Here is a 12175-nt window from a genome sequence, read left to right as displayed (position 1 = left end):
TCGGGAGTGGGCGACCGGTAGACTGACCCTACCGAGCCTACATCGTGGTGCATGGACGAACCGTTCCTCGAGGCGACGATCAGTATCCGCGGCGTGATCCGTCGATCCGACGGGTCCGTCCTCGTCATCCGCCGGGCGAGCGACGACGGCTGGGAACTCCCCGGTGGCCGGATCCACCGGAACGAGTCGGTCCGGGACTGTCTCGTCCGTGAGATAGACGAGGAGACCGGACTGGACGTCTCGGTTCACGGCCCGGTCGAGGCGACGGCGTGGCAGAACCGGTCCGGCCACGGCCGGTTCGCGGTGTACTACCGCTGTACGACCGACACGAGGTCCGTCACGCTGAGCGACGAACACACCGACGCGGAGTGGGTCGGGGGCGCTCACGCCCGTGACCGCTTGAGCGATCCGCAGGCGGCGGCGACCGCCCGAGCGGTCAGTGCGGACGACTGATCCGGGTGCCGCCCTGGTGCGGGACGAGTCGCTCGCCCGCCACCGAGAAGAGCACACGGCCCAGCCGGGAGCCGATCCGCTCCCACCGGACCGTCGGGCGCGCCTCCCCGCCGAAGGCCGTCTTGAACCCGAACGTGCCGTCCTCGAAGTCGGGCGTCGTCTCGCCGTAGTCGCAGGTCGTGTAGCCGTTCTCGATACCCCACTGGATCGCCTCCCGATAGAGTATCTCCGACGGGTAGTGGTCGAAGTTCGTCGGGTCGTACGCCGGAAACAAGCAGGATGAGTCTGTCGCGCTCGTCATCACGGACCGCCAGCAGTTCGCCGATCGCGTCGCCGTCGGCCGTCGCTCGGAACAGTTTCAGCCGGTCGCCGACGGCAGCGTGTAGCGCGCGAAGCAATACCGGCGACGCGCCCTCCTCGTCGAGTCATTGCACGTGCTCGGCGTGGCTCCTCGCGAACGCCGCCACGGTGTCGGCCCGGACCTCCACGTGACGGGCCGCGGCGCCGGTTGCGTCCTCGTACGCCTCGATCCACTCGTAGCGCTCGAAGACACACTCGGTGTCGGACTGGTGGGCGACGACGGCGTTCCACTCCCGTCGATTGACCTCGGTGATGGACTCGTGGACAGAGTCGTGTACGTTGGCATCTGATCGACCTTCGACCGCCGGGTGCTAACTGCACGGGTCCGGGTCCGTGATCGTCGCTGCCTAGGTGGGTTTATCCTCGCGACTGTCAAGATGGGTCGTATGAGCAAACTGGCCGTCGGTGTGGTCGGGGCCGGCTGGATGGCCACCGACTACCACATCCCGGCGTTCACCAGCCACCCGGACACACGGATGGTCGCCTTCGCCGAACGCGACGAACCGCGCCGACTGACCGTCCAGAGCGACCGTTCCCTCCCGGGATACGAGGACGTCGCGTCGATGCTGTCGGCGCACGACCTCGACGTCGTCAGTATCTGTACCCCGCCGAGCACCCACGAGGAGATATTCCTCGCCGCCGTCGACGCCGGCTGTCACGTCCTCTGTGAGAAACCGCTGGCGCTGACGGCCGAGAGCGCACGTCGGATGGCCGACGCCGCCGATGCGGCGGGTGTCGTCACGCAGGTTGGCTATCTCCACCGCTACTATCGGAACTACCAGCGGGCCATACAGATCCTCTCGAAGGACCTCATCGGCGACGTGGTCGAGGTGAGCGTCGCTCACCACTCGGCCCCGCCGTCCGTCGGGTGGTACTACGATCCGCGCCTCTCCGGCGGGGGCGTCGCCCGCGACCTGCTCCCCCACACGCTGGACGTCCTCTTCGAGGTGTTCGACGCCACACCCGAGGTGACCGACGCGACCGTCCGCTACCTCCGGGACCGGTCGGTCGAGGACGCCGCCAGCGTGTCGCTGGACTTCGACGGGACGCCGGTGAAGCTGTCGACGACGTGGACACAGACGGACGGCGTGAGCCGCTTCCTCGTCGTCGGCACCGAGGGATGGGTGGAGCTGGACCCGGAGATGCTTCGGGGAGAGATCCACGGCCGAACGATCGAGTTCCAGCACGGCGAGTTGCCGCTGGTCGACATCGGCGTCGCGACGCTGTTCCCGGCGAGCGACGACGACGCCCACACGGCACGCATCCATGACTTCGCCGACCACGCGGCGGCCGGCGACCGGGAGACGGCGGCCCCCGCCGAACGCGGTGTCGACGTCGCGAGGGTCATCGACGCGGTGTACGACCGGTGTGACGTGACCCGGGAGGAAGCGCGATGACGGTGCTCGTGACCGGGTCGACGGGGTTCATCGGACTGAACCTGCTCCACGCGCTCGACCGGGAAGCGGTGGCGATGGTGCGTCCGTCCTCGTCGACGAGCCGACTCCCCGACGACGTCGACACCGTCGAGGCCGACCTCACGAACCCCGATTCGCTGGTGAGCGCGCTGGAGGGCGTCGACAGCGTCGTCCACCTCGCGGCGGCGGTGTACGACACGGCCCGCATGGCGGGCACGAACACGACCGGAACCGAGCGGCTCGTCGAGGCGGCCGCCGCCGCCGACGTCGAGCGGTTCGTCTTCACCAGCACCATCGGCGCGCATCCCGACGTCCCCGCCGACACGGGGTCCGCTTATCAGCAGTCGAAAGTTGCCTCCGAGGAGCTGCTGTTCGGGCGCGACCACCCGTTCGCGGTGTCGGCGATCTACCCGACGTACATCTTCGGCCAGCGGGACTACCGGCTGACGCGGTACGAACACGTCCAGCCGATCGCAACCAACCGTGTGCTGGTCCCACCGCTGTACACAGCCGCCACGTACAACATCGTCCACGTCGACGACGTCGTCGCCACGATCGACCACTGCCTGGACGGCGCGACCGGACGCCAACTCGTCACCGGGCCGAACCTCACGAACAAGCAGGTGTTGGGAGCGATCGCGCGGCACACGCCCGGAAAATGTACTGTCGTGAACGTCCCATACAGCGCGATTCGGTGGGGTGTCAAGCCTGCGATGGACCTGCTCTATCGGGTCGGTATCTCCCCCGTCCCGGGTGAGGGATTCCTCCAGCGGGGCGATTACGGCACCGTTCGCCAGGATCTGACCGAGCGGGCACCGGTCCGCCAGCGGTCGTGGCAATCCGCGATACGGGACACGGTCGAGTGGTACGATTCGGTGGGGCTGCTGTAGCGGGAGACGGCGGCGCGTCGTGACGGGACGAGAGGGCGACCGCCGCCGCGACGGCGCCGGGGTACCGCAACGGGGTCCGTGGGGTCCCCGGAAAGAACTGTCTCGGAGTTATTCCGTCAGCCGGTAGACGACGCCCTCGTTCTTGGTGAGCGGGTCGTCGGCGAGCGCGGCCCGCGTCCCGAGCACGTACGAGTCGTCGCCGTCCTGCCCGAACGAGAGCACTTGGATGTCGAGGCCGCCCTCGACCTGCAACTCCTCGATCGGCCACGTCCCCGAGTCCTGCGGCGTCGCGGCGAGCAAGCGACCGGAAGCCGTCGTGAACGAACTGGTGAACGCGCCGAACAGGTAGTCGCCCTCGACCGCGCTGACGTCTCCGGTGTGGATGTGCCCGCCGATGACGGCGAACCCGACCGGGAAGCCTTCCTCGTCGAAGTGCGGGAACTCCAAGACCGGGTCGACGAGCGTCTCGCCACGGTCGGATTCGACGACACACTGCTCCTCGGAACTGGTTCCCAGTTGGGGGTCGTGGCAGTGGGTCCCCTCCTTGAGCGGCCATCCGTAGTTGGCGCCGCTCTCGATGACGTCGACTTCTTCCCACGTCGCTTGCCCCACGTCACCGGCGATGAGTCGGTCACCGCTGAAGGCCATCTTCCACGGGTTCCGCAGTCCCCACGCGTACAGTTCATCCAGCCCCTCCTCGCCGACCAGCGGGTTGCTCGTCGGGATCCCGTACGGGCGGTCCTCCTTTCGTTCGTCGACGTCGATCCGGATGACGCTCCCCATCAGGTTGGTGAGGTCCTGGGCGTTGTACGGGTTCAGTCCGTCACCCAGCGATCCGTAGAGGTATCCGTCCGGCCCGAACTCGATGGTTCCCGACTGGTGGATCGGTCGGTGCCACGGCATGTCGAGGAGGATCCGCTCGCTGTCGGGGTCGGCCGTCTCGCCGTCCTCCGCGACGCTGAACTCCGAGAGGATCTCGTTGTGGTCGATATCCTCGATATCCGAGGGTGCGCTGTAGCGGACGTAGAACAGTCCGTTCTCCGAGAAATCGGGATGGAACGCCAGTCCGAGCAGACCGCGCTCGTCGTACGGGATCCAGTTGGGGAGCCCCTCGCCGAGTGCGACTATCCGGTCGCTGAGGTCCAGAAACGGCGTCGACCGGAGCCCGTCGGCGTCGTGAACGTAGATCCCGCCGGTCTGGTCGATGATGAATCGCCGGTCGACGTCCTCGTCGGCGGTGACGAGCGCGTTCGGCGAGGAGAGGCCGGTAGCGACCTCTTCGAGCCCAACCGTCGCTCCCTGCTCGAAGTACGGTTCCGAGGGTCCTTTGCTCTCGGTATCGGGGGAAGACGTAGCGGTCGCCGTATCGGTTGCGGTCGGTTCCGGCTCTTCTGTCTGTTGACGTCCACCGAACGAGCACCCTGCGAGGGCACCGGCCACTCCAACGGCGCCGGCTGTTCGGAGGAGTTGTCGACGAGAGATTGAGTCGTCCTGCTTTGGCGATCTGATCATATCCTAATAACGTCACTGACGGTCATAATACTTTGTAGTAGGTCTGTAATTGGAAACGAACGTCAGAAACGTATATCACGGGCACGTGTGAATAGTAGGGTATGATTTACTTGTTGGTGAGTTTATGAAAGCAGTGCTACTAGCAGCCGGTGGTGGCCGCCGGCTCGGCCCCTTGACTGAAAGACGACCAAAGCCGATGATACCGCTCGGTAATCAGCCCATATTAGAGACTGTTCTGGAGGCAACGATTGGTGTCGGTGTCGACGAGATCGTGCTCGTCGTCGGTCGAGGCAGCGAGCGCATTCAGACGCACTTCGGCGACGGCGACGAGTGGGACGTTGAGATCGAGTACGTGGTTCAGGAGCACCAACTGGGTGCGGCGCACGCGCTCTCGCAGGTCGAGTCGGTCGTCGACGGGCACTTCTTCGTGGTTCACGGCGACCAACTCGTCGACGCGGAGCTGCTCGGGCGGCTTCTCGATCGGTGGGAGGAGATCGAGGTTCCGACGATCACAGCTGTTCGGTCTGACCGACCGACGGAGTACGGCGCCGTCGAGACCGAAGACGGGGTTGTCCGCGCTGTCTCCCGGACACCGACCGACGACCCGCCGTTCCTCGTCAACGGCGGTGCCTACGTCTTCGACGAACGCGTCTTCGACGTGATCCACGGGATGGAGGAGACGGACGACGGCGACTTCGGAATGGCGACGGCGCTCCAACGCTTGGCCGACGGCGGCGACCTCTCGGCGGTGTTCCACCGCGGCCCGTGGCAGGATCTCACCTATCCGTGGGACCTGTTGATGACGAACGCCACGCTGGTCCACGAACACGAACGGGCCGAGGAGAGCGAACGGCCTGGTGTACACGACACCGCCGCGGTATCGGGATCGGTCGCACTCGATGAGGGGGTGTCGGTCGGGCCGAACGCGACGCTGTTGCCTGGCACCTCACTCGGTAGAAATGTCCGTGTTGGCGCGAACGCGGTCGTCTCGAACTGCATCGTGATGCCCGGCGCACGGATCGGCGACGGAGCGGTCCTCCACGACACTATCGTCGGGGAAGCGGCCGAAATCGGATCGAACGTCACCGCTGAGGGCGGCCCGGCAGACGTCGTCATCGATGACACGGTCCATCGCGGCGTCGGACTCGGCGGTGTCGTCGCCGACCATGCAACGCTCGGCGGGAACGCGACGGTGTCTCCGGGAGCCGTCGTCGGCTGTGACGTCGTGGCGGACGGCGGCACAGTGCTGCAGGGACGGATCGAGTCCGGAGAGACGGTACGGAGAGCCTGATATGTGTGGAATAATCGGATACGTCGGTGAGGAACAAGCTCGGCCGCGACTCGTTGCGGGCTTGCAGCAGCTGGAGTACCGCGGCTACGATTCGGCGGGCATCGCCCTCGCCGACGACGAGCTGTCGGTGTACAAGCAAACCGGTCTCATCAGCGACCTCGAGCTCCCGGAGACGACGACACAGACCTGTGGCGTCGGTCACACCCGATGGAGCACGCACGGGAAGCCGACCGACGCGAACGCCCATCCGCACACGGACTGTTCGGGGCGGGTCGCCGTCGTCCACAACGGCATCATCGCCAACTACGACGACCTGCGTGCGGAGCTTCCAGACCACGAGTTCAAAAGCGAGACCGACACCGAGGTCGTCGCTCACCTCATCGAGGTCGAACTCGAGGGGACCGACGACCTTCTGGCGGCGGTCGAGGCCGTCGTCGAACGCATCGAGGGGAGTTACGCGCTCGGTGTCGTGGCGGCCGGCTACGACGGCATCGTCGCCGCCCGCCGGAACAGCCCGCTGGTCGTCGGCCACGGCACGGACGGGAACTTCATCGCGAGCGACGTGACGCCGCTGCTCGAGCACACCCGGTCGGTGTCGTACCTCGAGGACGGCGACGTCGCGCACCTGACCCGGAGCGGAGTGACCGTCCGACACGACGGCGCGCTCGTCGACCGGGAAGTCACCACGATCGAGTGGGACGCCGACGCGGCCGAGAAAGCAGGCTACGAACACTACATGCTGAAGGAGATACACGAACAGCCGACCGCCCTCAGGCAGGCCATCGCCGGCCGCGTCGACCCGATCGAGGGGCAGGTCGACCTGGATGACCTCTCCCTGTCGACGGAGTTCCTCTCCGACATCGACGAGATCCAGTTCGTCGCGTGTGGTACCTCGTATCACGCCTGCATGTACGGGAAACAGCTGGTGGAGCACTTGGCGGACGTGCGGGCGACCGTCGAGTTCGCGAGCGAGTACAGCGTCGGCAGCGGGCGCGACCCCGAGCGGACGCTCGTCGTCGGGGTCAGCCAGAGCGGGGAGACCGCGGACACGTTGCGCGCACTTCGGATCGCCCGGCGGTCGGGCATCCGGACGCTCGGCGTGACCAACACCGTCGGCAGCACGGTGGCACGGGAGTGTGACGACGTCCTGTACATCCGAGCCGGCCCCGAGATCGGCGTCGCGGCCACCAAGACGTTCGCGTCACAGGTCGTGATCCTCGCGCTGTTCGCCGTGACCGTCGCGGAGAGGCGCGACGAGTTGGATCCGACTGTTGGTCGGGAACTGCTCGAACATCTCCAGAACCTTCCAGGAGCCGTTCAAGGTGCTCTCGACCGTAACGACTCCATCGAGGAGGTTGCCAACGCCTACGCAGCCGGCGAGTCGTTCTTCTTCATCGGTCGCCGATTCGGCAACCCTGTCGCCCTGGAGGGCGCCCTGAAGCTCAAGGAGATCTCCTACGACCACGCCGAGGGGTTCCCCGCCGGGGAACTGAAACACGGCCCGCTGGCGCTGGTCACCGAGGGGACGCCGGTGCTCGCGCTGTTGACCGACGGAACGCGGCCGGAGGAAACCCGGAACAACATCAAGGAAGTCCAGTCGCGCGGCGCGCCGGTCATCGCCTTCACCTCACCCGACGACGACGGGGACTACGAGGTGAACTTCGACGTTCCTGAACTCGGACTGATCGAGCCGCTCGTGGCGAACGTCTATCTGCAGCTGTTCGCCTACCACGTGGCCGACGACAAGGGGCGAGAGATCGACCGACCGCGGAACTTGGCGAAGAGCGTCACCGTCGAGTAGACCGCCGTGGGGCCACGTCGCGAACGACTCCCCGTGGTTTCCGGCTGGAACCGCATCGACGGTCGCGTTTGTATCCGATCACATCGTGTTTATTTCAACATATAATATAGAAAATTCTGTGAGCAACTGATATCTAAGCTGGCGACCCATCTCTGTCGCTATGGCGCCAGACCCACCACCGAATACGAGAAATAATTCGATTACACGCCGTGTGTTGCTCAAGCTGACCGGGCTCGCCACCGTCGGGTCCGTCTCGACGGCTGGCTGCTTGGACGCCACTCCACCCGGTCGGTTCGGGCTCGGCTACGGCGGCGATGTCTGGCGACTCCCCGGCGGCATCCCGCCGGAGCTACTCGCCGCGAACCCCCTCTCGCTCGTCGGTCCCAGCGACGGGCTGGTGGGTCACTGGCCACTCGACGGCACAAACGACACGATGGCAGACGTGGCGGGCGGCAACGACGGCGTCGTCCGGGGGAACCCTCAGTTGGGTGTGTCGGGGGTCTACGACTCGACGGCCGTCGAGTTTGGCGCGACGGCCGACGACTACATCGAGGTCGCGAACGCGAGCGTCCTCACGCCCGACGAACTGGGGTTCGGCGGCTGGTTCCGAACGTCGAGCGGCGAGAACGAACAGACCGTCGTACAGAAGGCCGACTCCCGCTTCGGCACCGAGGGGTACGCCGTCGACGTCCAGACACCGGGCAGGCTCCGGGCGCACGTCGGCGTCGAGAGCGGCCGGGCGTCGGTCAACCCCAGCGCCGACACACACGACGGGGAGTGGCACCACGTGTTCTGCACGTGGGACGGGCAGACGCTCGTCATGTACCTCGACGGCGAGGAAGTCGGTCGCGACACCTCCCAGTCGGGCGCAGTCGTCCACAGCGACCGGCCGTTGTACATCGGCTACGGCGACAACGGCTACACCGCCTACTACGATATGAACGGGGCCGTCGACGACGTGCGCGTGTACGATCGTGCGATCGGCGGCGACGAGGTCGCAGCCCTGTACGGCGGTGTCGCGGAGCCGACACCGACACCGACGCCCACGCCGACCGCAACACCGACACCGACGCCCACGCCGACCGCAACACCGACACCGACGCCCACGCCGACCGCAACACCGACACCGACGCCCACGCCGACGGACCCGTCGACACAGCCGACTCCGGTGGCCCGGTGGCAGTTCACGGAGACGAGCGGGGCAACGGTGGCGGACAGCGCCGGAGGGAACGACGGCTTCGTCCGTGGTTCGCCGACACTCGATACGGACGGGGTGTTCGACACGTCCGGCATCGGCTTCGGGGCGAGCGCGGACGACTACGTCGAGGTGCCCAGTTCGGGGACGCTGACACCGACGACCGCCCTCTCGTTCGGCGGCTGGTTCCGAACGTCGAGCGGCGAGAACGAACAGACCGTCGTACAGAAGGCCGACTCCCGCTTCGGCACCGAGGGGTACGCCGTCGAGGTTCAGACGCCGGGTAGGCTCCGGGCCCACGTCGGCGTTGAGAGCGGCCGGGCGTCGGTCAATCCCAGCGCCGACACACACGACGGGGAGTGGCACCACGTGTTCTGCACGTGGGACGGGCAGACGCTCGTCATGTACCTCGACGGCGAGGAAGTCGGTCGCGACACCTCCCAGTCGGGCGACGTCGTTCCGAGCAGCCGGTCGCTGTACATTGGCTTCGGCGACAACGGCTACACCGCCTACTACGACATGAACGGGGACGTCGACGACGTGCGCGTGTACGCGGCGGCCCTCACGAGCGACGAAGTCGGCGCCATCGTCGCCAGACCCACGACCGAACCCACGCCGACGCCGACGGCGACCCCCACACCGACTGCAACACCGACCGCGACGCCGGTCCCGAACGACGAGTTCGGCGAGAGTGGCTACGGGAGTCACGGCTACGGCGGCGTGGTGAACGGGAGCGAACAATGACAGACAACCACCAATACGAGACCCCCCCGTCCGGGACACTGGACTGGGACCAACCGCTGAACCGCAACTTCGAACGCATCGACACGGACGTCGAGGTCCGCGACACGGACGCGAACCGGACGAACTACGTGCCCAAGGTGGGCGGGAAGTTCCTTGCCACAGACACTGGGAACGTGTATCTCGGGGACGGTAGTTCCTGGGTCCAACTGGGAACTATCGGCTCGGGAGGCGGCTCCTCCGGCGACGGACCCAGCGTCGCCTCGCTCATCCTGCAAGGCTTCGTCGTCGCGCTCGGACGGAACAACTCCGCACCACAAACGGTCGACCCCTCGACGACGTCGACGCCGATCCAGGACGCGCTCGACATCGTCCACGCCGCCGGCGGCGGCGAGGTACGGCTTCCGGCCGGGGTCACCGAGGAGACGGGCCCGATCCGTCCGTACGAGGAGACGCAGATTATCGGGCTCGGGGTCGAACTGTCGAAGGTCGCGATCACCGACCGGAACGCCGACGGCATCCGATTCGACCGCGAATCCGGCGTGAGTCGGGTCAAGTTGGACGGGTTCGCACTGAACGGGCCCGCCGGCGGCCAGCCGACCGGCGTCGCAATCCACCACACGAACAAGGACACGCAGGACCTCTACGTCGGCCGGCTCGTCCTGTGGGGGTGGAACAACTCCGTGTATCGCGTCGACGAAGGAGTCGGCCCGTTCCAGTGCCGCCACGACCAGCTCACCATCTACGAGTGTGACGCCGGCGACCAGGACGGCCTCTTCGAGTTCCGGTCGTGGTATGGCCCGGCGAACTGGTTCGGGACCATCGCGGCGTACCCAAGCGCGACGATCAGCGGCAAGAACACAACGGTGTTCTTCTCGCGTGGCGGAACTCAGACGGTCGACTACCTCACCATGGGTGGATCTACTGGCGTCGCTATCGACCAGACGTGGGACAGCGTCATCGAGTTCGGGAACGTCCACTGGGAGCCGACCACGAACCCGACGAACCCGCCCGCCATCGTCCGCCTGCTCGGGCACGGCACGGCCGTTATTGACTCGGTCAAACACGTCACCGGTGTGGCAGACTACGCCTACGAACTTGGCTACGACAGCTACAACGCTCGGGGGCCTGGCCGGAAGATCCTCGGCCCGTACATCGAACTGGGTGCGGAGGCAGACATCACGAACACAGTTGTCAATCTCTCGTACCCGGCCGACCCCGCGCAACCGTCGTTGTATCACGGGTCCCCGGATGACGTGACCGTGACCCATTCCGAGGCGGGGACCGGCGGGCTTCGAGCGCTCGGAACTGCGGGGACCGGGTTCTGAGTCCCCTCCCCCGGTGGTATTTATCTTCGACCGCACTGCAGTGACCAGTACTCGATGACAGACGATGCTTCTCAGGGTCGCGACACGTCGCGAGACAGGCCGCTGCCACACGCCCGTCACCGGGTCGACCCGGTCGTCGACGCGATCAGACGCCGGCTCGCGTCGTCCACGCACGTCGAACGCGTGGCGTGGCACACCGGCGAGGCGATCCACAACCGGCCGTCGACCGGTCGGAGCCACCCGGATCCGGTCGAAATGCGTGGGCGATACGACGGCGAGGCGGTCCCGGAGTACCCGACCGGTGCCGACCGCGCCCCGGAGCGGTTCGTCCCGGCGGGCGACATCAACCCCGTTCTGACCGCCGCCGACGTGACCGACTTCGGCCGGACGGACTGCGTGGCCGACCCGTTCCTGTTCGTCACCGCCGACGGCGACTGGCACATGTTCTTCGAGGTGTACACGCAGAACCGCCAGCCGTCGGCGGTCATCGGTCACGCCGAGAGCACCGACGGGTACGACTGGCACTATGACCAGGTGGTGCTGGAGGCGGACGAACACCTCTCGTATCCGTACGTGTTCAAGTGGGAGGGAGACCACTATATGGTTCCCGACACGTGGGCGAAAGAACGGGGGCCTGCAGCGATCACCCTCTACAAGGCCGGAGCGTTCCCCTACGAGTGGGAGCCGGTCTCAGAGCTTGTCCGGCCGGCGACTCCGATACACGACTTCAGCCCGTTCCGCTGGGAGGGTCGCTGGTGGGCGCTAGCTGGGGACGGGACGGATCTGTACGCGTACTACAGCGACGACGTCGAGGCACCCAATTGGACGCCACACGAGGCGAATCCCGTCGTGCGTGATCGGCCGACAGCGGCTCGCCCGGGGGGTCGGCCGCTCGTATTCTCCGACCACGTCCTCGCATTCTATCAGGATTCCTCGAATCGCTACGGTGAGCGCGTCCACGTCTACGAGATCACTGAACTCACGCCGGAGATGTACACCGACAGCCGACGCGCCGATTCGCCGGTGCTCGATCCGACCGGGGGGCTCGGATGGAACAGCGGCGCGATCCACCAAGTCGATCCATGGTTCGATGGCAACGGCTACCTGTGTGCGGTCGACGGAAATGTTGGCATCGGCTACCAGTTGGTGGGGATCCACCACTGGGCGATCGGGATCTACCGCGCTTAGT

General features: G+C 66.4%; 11 protein-coding genes. 9 read left to right on the top strand and 2 right to left on the bottom strand.

Annotated elements, in window-relative coordinates; translation table 11 throughout:
• Window positions 1–51: 51 nt before the first annotated feature.
• The gene (locus tag P0D77_RS16825; protein WP_277555879.1) at window positions 52–453 is read left to right on the top strand and encodes an NUDIX hydrolase; all 402 of its coding nucleotides are present in this window, start codon (window positions 52–54) and stop codon (window positions 451–453) included.
• On the opposite strand, the gene P0D77_RS16820 is transcribed toward P0D77_RS16825, so the two are convergent.
• Complete coding sequence (locus P0D77_RS16820) at window positions 437–754, bottom strand: GNAT family N-acetyltransferase (protein WP_277555878.1); 318 nt, start codon at window positions 752–754, stop codon at window positions 437–439. The two genes, P0D77_RS16825 and P0D77_RS16820, sit on opposite strands and share 17 nt — an antisense overlap.
• A gap of 142 nt (window positions 755–896) precedes the next feature.
• On the opposite strand from P0D77_RS16820, the gene P0D77_RS16815 reads away from it, so the two are divergent.
• The 3 genes from P0D77_RS16815 to P0D77_RS16805 all read left to right on the top strand — a co-directional run bounded on the left by P0D77_RS16815 (window position 897) and on the right by P0D77_RS16805 (window position 3118).
• Window positions 897–1103, top strand: a complete 207-nt coding sequence (locus P0D77_RS16815) for a hypothetical protein (protein ID WP_277555877.1) — start codon at window positions 897–899, stop codon at window positions 1101–1103.
• Between the two features lie 96 nt (window positions 1104–1199).
• Window positions 1200–2210, top strand: coding sequence for a Gfo/Idh/MocA family protein (locus P0D77_RS16810; protein ID WP_277555876.1), 1011 nt, complete (start codon window positions 1200–1202; stop codon window positions 2208–2210).
• Window positions 2207–3118, top strand: coding sequence for an NAD-dependent epimerase/dehydratase family protein (locus P0D77_RS16805; RefSeq protein WP_277555875.1), 912 nt, complete (start codon window positions 2207–2209; stop codon window positions 3116–3118). The genes P0D77_RS16810 and P0D77_RS16805 overlap by 4 nt, the downstream gene beginning before the upstream one ends.
• Window positions 3119–3226: 108 nt before the next feature.
• Here P0D77_RS16805 and P0D77_RS16800 read toward each other — a convergent pair whose 3' ends face one another.
• Window positions 3227–4630 carry a PQQ-dependent sugar dehydrogenase gene (locus P0D77_RS16800; protein ID WP_277555874.1) on the bottom strand — a complete coding sequence of 468 codons (1404 nt, stop codon included), beginning with the start codon at window positions 4628–4630 and terminating at the stop codon, window positions 3227–3229.
• A gap of 124 nt (window positions 4631–4754) precedes the next feature.
• Here P0D77_RS16800 and P0D77_RS16795 point away from each other — a divergent pair, with 124 nt between their 5' ends.
• The 5 genes from P0D77_RS16795 (at window position 4755) to P0D77_RS16775 (ending at window position 12174) form a co-directional block, all read left to right on the top strand.
• A complete protein-coding gene (locus P0D77_RS16795; protein ID WP_277555872.1) occupies window positions 4755–5921 on the top strand; it encodes a sugar phosphate nucleotidyltransferase in 1167 nt (388 codons plus the stop codon).
• 1 nt (window position 5922) lies between these two features.
• Complete coding sequence (gene glmS / locus P0D77_RS16790; protein WP_277555871.1) at window positions 5923–7722, top strand: glutamine--fructose-6-phosphate transaminase (isomerizing); 1800 nt, start codon at window positions 5923–5925, stop codon at window positions 7720–7722.
• A gap of 211 nt (window positions 7723–7933) precedes the next feature.
• Window positions 7934–9661 (top strand): LamG domain-containing protein, encoded by a 1728-nt coding sequence (locus tag P0D77_RS16785; protein WP_277555870.1) that lies wholly within the window; start codon window positions 7934–7936, stop codon window positions 9659–9661.
• Window positions 9658–10986: a hypothetical protein gene (locus P0D77_RS16780; protein ID WP_277555869.1), complete on the top strand. Its 1329-nt coding sequence runs from the start codon at window positions 9658–9660 to the stop codon at window positions 10984–10986. Before P0D77_RS16785 ends, P0D77_RS16780 begins: the two co-directional genes overlap by 4 nt.
• Before the next feature lie 54 nt (window positions 10987–11040).
• Window positions 11041–12174: a glucosamine inositolphosphorylceramide transferase family protein gene (locus P0D77_RS16775; RefSeq protein WP_277555868.1), complete on the top strand. Its 1134-nt coding sequence runs from the start codon at window positions 11041–11043 to the stop codon at window positions 12172–12174.
• The last annotated feature ends 1 nt before the right edge of the window (window position 12175 follow it).

The sequence above is a fragment of the Halobaculum limi genome, from assembly GCF_029490015.1.
GTDB lineage: Archaea > Halobacteriota > Halobacteria > Halobacteriales > Haloferacaceae > Halobaculum > Halobaculum limi.
Note: the sequence above shows the minus strand (reverse complement) of the source record. Positions and strands in the feature narration are given on the sequence as shown.